The organism is Pontibacter sp. H249 (assembly GCF_037892465.1).
In the GTDB taxonomy this organism is placed as follows: domain Bacteria; phylum Bacteroidota; class Bacteroidia; order Cytophagales; family Hymenobacteraceae; genus Pontibacter.
The window spans coordinates 132,071-138,505 of the sequence record NZ_JBBKTR010000014.1 but is presented as its reverse complement, the minus strand read 5'-3'; the positions used below and the strand labels follow the sequence as shown (position 1 = coordinate 138,505).

At 40.0% G+C, this 6,435-nt stretch carries 6 protein-coding genes; all 6 read right to left on the bottom strand.

Annotated features, from left to right (window positions below):
* The coding region (aspA, locus tag WG943_RS16525; RefSeq protein WP_340410692.1) for an aspartate ammonia-lyase at positions 1–1,373 on the bottom strand (1,373 nt) is incomplete at its 3' end.
* A 38-nt stretch (positions 1,374–1,411) separates the two neighbouring features.
* Positions 1,412–2,590 carry a ribonuclease D gene (locus WG943_RS16520; RefSeq protein ID WP_340410690.1) on the bottom strand — a complete coding sequence of 393 codons (1,179 nt, stop codon included), beginning with the start codon at positions 2,588–2,590 and terminating at the stop codon, positions 1,412–1,414.
* Positions 2,591–2,732: 142 nt separating this feature from the next.
* A complete protein-coding gene (locus WG943_RS16515) occupies positions 2,733–2,966 on the bottom strand; it encodes a hypothetical protein (protein WP_340410688.1) in 234 nt (77 codons plus the stop codon).
* Between the two features lie 368 nt (positions 2,967–3,334).
* Positions 3,335–5,080, bottom strand: a complete 1,746-nt coding sequence (locus tag WG943_RS16510) for a M28 family metallopeptidase (RefSeq protein ID WP_340410687.1) — start codon at positions 5,078–5,080, stop codon at positions 3,335–3,337.
* Positions 5,081–5,146: 66 nt separating this feature from the next.
* Entirely contained in the window at positions 5,147–5,626 is a 480-nt protein-coding gene (locus WG943_RS16505) for a very short patch repair endonuclease (RefSeq protein WP_340410686.1), read from the bottom strand.
* A gap of 66 nt (positions 5,627–5,692) precedes the next feature.
* Complete coding sequence (locus tag WG943_RS16500) at positions 5,693–6,001, bottom strand: hypothetical protein (RefSeq protein ID WP_340410684.1); 309 nt, start codon at positions 5,999–6,001, stop codon at positions 5,693–5,695.
* Between the last annotated feature and the right edge of the window lie 434 nt (positions 6,002–6,435).

Sequence of the window (6,435 nt, the reverse complement as noted above, 5' to 3'; positions counted from 1 at the left end):
ATAGAGAAAATCTCTTCCCACTTGTCCTGCGTGATCAGCTGGCGCTCAACTACAGTAATATCATGTATAGATTTGCCAGTGAGTAGAGCCTCTTTTGCAATTGATGCAGATGCTTCATAACCAATTATTGGGTTAAGGGCAGTAACAATTCCAATGCTGTTCATGACCATATTCTTACATATCTCTTCATTAGCTGTAATGCCTTCTATGCATTTTTCTTTTAAAGTATAGCAAGCGTTTTCTAAATATGTAAGAGAGCTAAATAGGCTAAATGCTATAACAGGTTCCATCACATTTAGCTGTAACTGACCAGCTTCTGCAGCCATTGTTATAGTTACATCAGATCCAATAACAAAGTAAGCAGTTTGATTAACAACTTCTGGTATAACTGGATTAACTTTGCCAGGCATAATAGAAGAACCAGGCTGCATACGAGGAAGATTAATTTCGTTTATACCTGCTCTAGGTCCTGATGATAAAAGCCTCAGATCATTACAAATCTTAGAAATTTTAACCGCACATCTTTTTAATACACCTGATATTTGAACATAAGCACCAGTGTCGCAGGTAGCTTCAATTAGATCCTCTGCCAATACAACGGGTATACCAGTAATATCCCTTAAATGGTTGGTAACAATTTGTGGATAGCCTTCTGGTGCGTTAATTGATGTACCAATAGCAGTGGCTCCCATATTGATTTCACAGATCAGCATCTTCGCCTCATTAAGGCGTTGTATATCTTCTTTGATCGTGGTAGAGAAACCATGAAACTCAGCTCCAAGTGTCATCGGTACAGCGTCTTGAAGTTGAGTACGGCCCATTTTTAATACCTCCTTAAACTCTTCTCCTTTTATTGCAAAAGACTGCTGCAGCGCCTCTAGGCTAGCTATAAATTTGTCGATTTTGTGATATAGCGCCAGCCTGAAAGCTGTTGGATAGGCATCGTTAGTTGACTGTGAAAAGTTTACATGATCATTTGGACTTATAATTTTATACATCCCTTTAGGGTGTCCAAGTGATTCAAGTGCAACGTTTGCGATCACTTCATTTACATTCATGTTTACAGAGGTTCCTGCACCACCTTGTATCATATCTGTTACGAACTGATCAAGGAACTCTCCAGCAATAAGTCTGTCGCAGGCTTTACAGATAGCTTCAGAAATTTCAGGTTTAATTACACCACAGTCCAAGTTTGCCATAGCGGCTGCTTTCTTCACATAGCCAAAAGCTTGAATGAACAATGGCTCTTTAGACACTGGTATACCTGTAATATTAAAATTATCAAGTGCTCTTGCTGTTTGTATACCATAGTATACTTCATTTGGGATTTCTTTTTCTCCCAGAAAATCATGTTCCCTTCTAAATGCGCTCATTGGGATTTTGTATAATTTGTTATTAAGGTCTACTTAAATTAATTATGATACTTAAAAGAAGGTGCTGGTAAATCTACACCGATTTCTGCAGCTGTTTCCATAACAATATCAGTAGCATATCTTTTCAAGCATATGAGTTTACCAGATTGGCTGTACTCGTTTATAACGCTTTGAGTAATTATTAGTCGGGATGCGTATTCGCCATACTTTGAGATAATAGCTTTCTGCACCTTTGTTAATTCTTCTTTACGTTGTTCAGTTTCAGGAGTACGAGTAGGGCGCAGCCACCGATTTTCAGGATAATCATGGCTTATGTTATGTGCTTTGGCCTCTTCAATTCCATCATTTAGTGCTTTTTTTAGTAGCGCCTCATGCTTTGGTTTTTTTAAACCGCCATGAATACCTTTAGTATGATTAAGCCACTCATGGATATCTGTTTTATAGTCCTGTGCTAAATCAACTAATGCCTCATTAGCGATTACATAAGAGGCCGGCTTATTAAATTGCTGTGCCATTTTCTCTCTGAATGCAAAAAGGCCCTTCAGCACGTACTGTTGAAAGTAATTTAAGCGGAAAGCATTTTTAAGCTTTAAGTGAGGATTTTCAGGTTCAGAGTAGGTTAGTGCTTCAAGCAACTGGTTTTCTTCTTCTAGCCAGTGGTATCGGCCCTGCTGCTTTACCTCATTTACTAGCTTATCTTTTATTTTGTGCAAGTAGATAACATCTATGGCAGCGTATTTTAATTGTGCTTCCGTTAAAGGTCTGTTGTTCCAATTACTTGACTGCTGCGACTTATCTATCTCTTTGTTAAATTCCTCTTTTAGCACGGTAGCAAGCGAGGAACGCTCATAGTTAAGAACCTTAGCCGCTACATCAGTATCTAGTACAGCATGAATATGGCACCCTAGTTTATCTAGTAAAAGTATGTCGTTGTTGGCGTGATGTATTATTTTAGTGACTTGTTCATTTTCCAGAAGCTCATAAACAGGCTGTAAACTAGCAAGAGGAAAGGGATCAATAATATAGCAAATGCCATTACCACTTGTAAGCTGTATAAGGCACAAATTAAATCCATAAGTATAACGATGCTGATCAAACTCGAGATCCAGGGCAAGCTCGGTGCTACTGCTTAAATCTTTAACAGCCTGCTCCAACAACTCATCAGAATCTACCAGTTCAATGATAATACCATCGTGTGTAAGTGTTGTATTTTGCATTCCTAAAGTTATAAAGGTTTATAGCATATCCATACACCATTTCTATGATTCTTTTACCTAAAAAGGCGCTAAAAGTATATAAAAAAAAGTCCCTGCTACGAGGGCAGGGACTTTCTTCGAAATAGTTTAAAAGTTAAGCTAACTACTGAACAGGTGGCTGTTCTTCCTGAATTTCATCTGCGACACCATCGTCAACAGTTGTGTCTTGGAGCATAACGGTATCCTGCTCCATGTCCATATCTGTTTCCAAATCAGTCTCCATTTCGTCAGTAGTTTCTAAGTTTTCAGACTCTGTAGTTGTATTGTTGTCGCTGTTACAAGCTGTAAATGCTACAAAAGCTAAACCTGCAAATGCTAATTTCCATATCTTTTTCATAATTCTAATCAATTTGATTTTGTACTTATTTATACGAAAGCTCTTAAAAGGTAACCTTATGAGGCTACTAAAATTGACTAATTAATAGGCAGTGGCATGAAAATAGAAGTGAAAGGTGCAATTTTATTGATAACTGGAGTTTGTAAGAAATGAACTTAAAGAGACGATAGAATAGAATTATTCCGATAGTGAAGGTTTAAGTTGAAAAAGTAAAATTTCCTTTCATTAATGTTGTGGCTTCTACTACCACTAGCTCTAGAAAGGCAGATATGTTAGATAGTACTTCTCTTCATAGGCAGTAGGAAAAGCAAAAAAATAAAAATGTTGCCCCAGATAGATGCAGCAGGGGCAACATTTTTATTAATAGACTACTGATACTTAGCTTTCACACTATCAGCAGGACCTGAAAGCATGGCTTCACGCTTTGCTTTAAATTCAGTGCCTTCTTTCCATTCAGGATATTTTTCAGTGCTAGCTACTTTATACCCCACTCGGAAGAAGAGTTTTAGGTCTTCGACTGCACCTTCCAGGTTCCAATCGTCACCTACCTCATCTGTGAGTTTGTGATAGTCGTTAGCTGTATAGCGTTCTTTCCACTGCTTTACATAATCTGCGCTTTGATTACGGGCCATAACACCTGAACTTGCATATAAGGCAGGCACCCCTTGTTTAGCAAACTCGAAATGATCAGAACGGTAGAAGGAACCTGTTTCAGGTGTAGCCTCGGGTACAATGCGTCGGTTTTGGGATTTAGCTTCTTGAGCCAAGATATCCTCTAACGTAGAGTTGCCAAAGCCAACTACTACAACATCCTCGGTAGGGCCATAGGCATTCAGAACATCCATATTAATAACAGCCACAGTTTTGTCCAGCGGATATAGTGGAGTACTAGCATAATATTTAGAACCTAATAAACCTTTTTCTTCGGCTGTTACTGCCAGAAAAAGTATAGAGCGTTTAGGTTTAGAATCAAGTGCGCTGAAAGCTTTAGCCAGTTCTAATAAACCTGCAGTACCTGTAGCATTATCAAGAGCGCCATTATAAATCTGGTCTCCCTGAAGGTTAGGGTCTTTGCCAAGGTGGTCCCAGTGTGCCGTATATATAACGTATTCATCTTTTAGGTTAGGCTCAGAGCCCTCCAGCTTTGCCACCACATTCTGCGACTTAACTTCACGGAGCTTGTTATTAATGCTAAAGCTAGCGTTAGCTTTCAACGGAACAGGTTTGAAGTCTTTTTTCTTAGCCGCTTCTTTTAGTTGATCAAAGTTGCGGCCAAGTGCTGTAAATATCTCACGTGCTTTCGGTTCAGTTATCCATGCCTCCACTTTTGCACGATTCATGTTTTTATCTGGAGTAATGATTTCAAAGCCTTCACGGCTGTGGCTGCCAGAAATAACTTCGTAAGGGTATCCTGCCGGTCCTGTTTCGTGAATGATAATAGCAGCGGCAGCACCCTTTTCTGCTGCTATTTCATATTTATAAGTCCAGCGGCCATAATAGGTCATTGCTCTACCCCCAAACATCGTGCTGTCTAGTTGATTAGGGGTCTGAGGGTTGGCTACAGGTGGGTCATTTACAAGCATCACAATTGTTTTGCCTTTTACGTCCACTCCTTTATAATCGTCCCAACCAAACTCAGGAGCTACTACGCCATAACCTACAAAAACTAGATCAGAGTTATTAACTTCTACAGAGGGTATATAGCGTCGCGTTAATGCCACGTAGTCATTAGGAAAATTGAGTGGTATATTTTTGCCGTTGGCCGTGATCGTAGCCTTTGGTGTTGGGGTGTATCCAAACATTGGTACTTCCTGCACATAGGTGCCATTAGGGTTGCCAGGCTGCAAGCCAAGCTGTTTGAAGTGGCGTGTTAAGTACGCTACAGTAGAGTCTTCGCCTACAGAGCCTGGAGCACGTCCTTCAAAAGCATCGGAGGCAAGCGTAGTAGTATGAGCCAGCAGGCTTTCTGAAGTTATACTTTGCAGTGCTGGCTGCAGGTTAGTGCTATCGGCGGTGGCGACTTCATTTTCTGCTTCGCCTACCTGTCTGGAGCTTTCGTTGCAGCCGAATGCTAGCAACCCGAGCAGCCCCAGCATCGGGATATTTTTCTTCATAGGTTAAAGTATAGTTTAGTGTTTCCTTAAGTTAACGAAAAATCTATACTTTATGCTTTATAAGTTTTAAGCGGCTAGCTCCCAGCTTTCAGGCACGCCTCGGTGCAGCTCTTTAATAAGCGATACACAACCTGCTAAATTCTGGGCCAACTGGCATTCCCATATAACAATGCGTTGCCAGCCAGCTTCGCGGTATAGCAGCTTGTATTTACTATCACGTAATTTGTTGCTGTTAAACTTGTTTTGCCAAAAAGTAATGTTGGTTTTGGGTGCAACAGGCTTGCAGGATGGGCACTGATGCCAAAAACAGCCATGAACAAAAATCGCAAGCCTGCGTGATGGGTAACAAATATCAGGTTTTCCAGGGGCTTTAGGCCAGTGCACTCTATAGCCACGCAGGCCTTCCTGCCATAGTGCTTTACGTAAGATTAATTCTGGCTTAGTGTTTTTAGACTTGTTGCCACGCATGTAGCGGCTTACCCTTTCCTGGGCAGTTAAGGGGGCTTTTAAAGTTTGTGGCTTATACTTTCTTTTCTTCCGGCTCAAGTTATACTTGCTCTTTGTCGCAAAAGTATAACACGTAGCAGCACCTGAAGGTGCCGGGTTTTTTCGCTAAATCCGGTAATAAATCCTGCTCATAGAGCTTTCATAGGGGTCGTAGCCTGGGCGGTGCTTTGTAAATCGCTGCTCCATTGCTTTAAGGTCAGAGATGCCGTTTAGCTGAAATGTCTGCCAATTGCCCCTGATGTTTTCAGATGGCATCTTACCAGAAACTACCCAAGCCAAAAGGCAGTCCTGCTTCAGGTGGTTACGACCAAGCAAGTGAGGCTCTACTGTATAGGCATCCCCTTTATACTCAAATCTGATAAGCATTCTGGCTCCTATTGTCTTTGATAACTCTTCTAACAGATAGCTATACATAACTAATATATTTAGTGTAACATAGTATCTGGCAATATCCCTTGCCTCACACTTTAACTAGATTAAACTCGCAACTTCACATTTATATATTAAAAGTAACTAATACATCTTTAACAACTCAGGAATTAATTGCAGGAAAAGTAACATTGTTTTTTCATGCTTTTATCAGGAGTATAGCATCTAAATAAATGATTCAGGTTGTTAGAGCAAATTCAGTTCGCATTAAAAATAGAGTAAAGTAACATAATTAAACTGAATTCAGATCTTACATAGAGGTCTGTGAAAGTTGATAATCATAAAACTGTAGTAGCCAATATTTCTAAGTGTACCTTATTTTGTATAATCCTACGGTAATGTCGTTTATAACTAACAGTAGTATGTTAAGATTTGTAACAGAACCACACCTTATAGGGTATGAATAGGAATGTTTAGTG

Excerpts from the sequence above, each read along its gene's own strand:
- WG943_RS16515 (WP_340410688.1), bottom strand. The coding sequence starts at position 2,966 with ATGAAAAAGATATGGAAATTAGCATTTGCAGGTTTAGCTTTTGTAGCA.
- WG943_RS16500 (WP_340410684.1), bottom strand. The coding sequence starts at position 6,001 with ATGTATAGCTATCTGTTAGAAGAGTTATCAAAGACAATAGGAGCCAGA.
- WG943_RS16520 (WP_340410690.1), bottom strand. The coding sequence starts at position 2,590 with ATGCAAAATACAACACTTACACACGATGGTATTATCATTGAACTGGTA.
- WG943_RS16510 (WP_340410687.1), bottom strand. The coding sequence starts at position 5,080 with ATGAAGAAAAATATCCCGATGCTGGGGCTGCTCGGGTTGCTAGCATTC.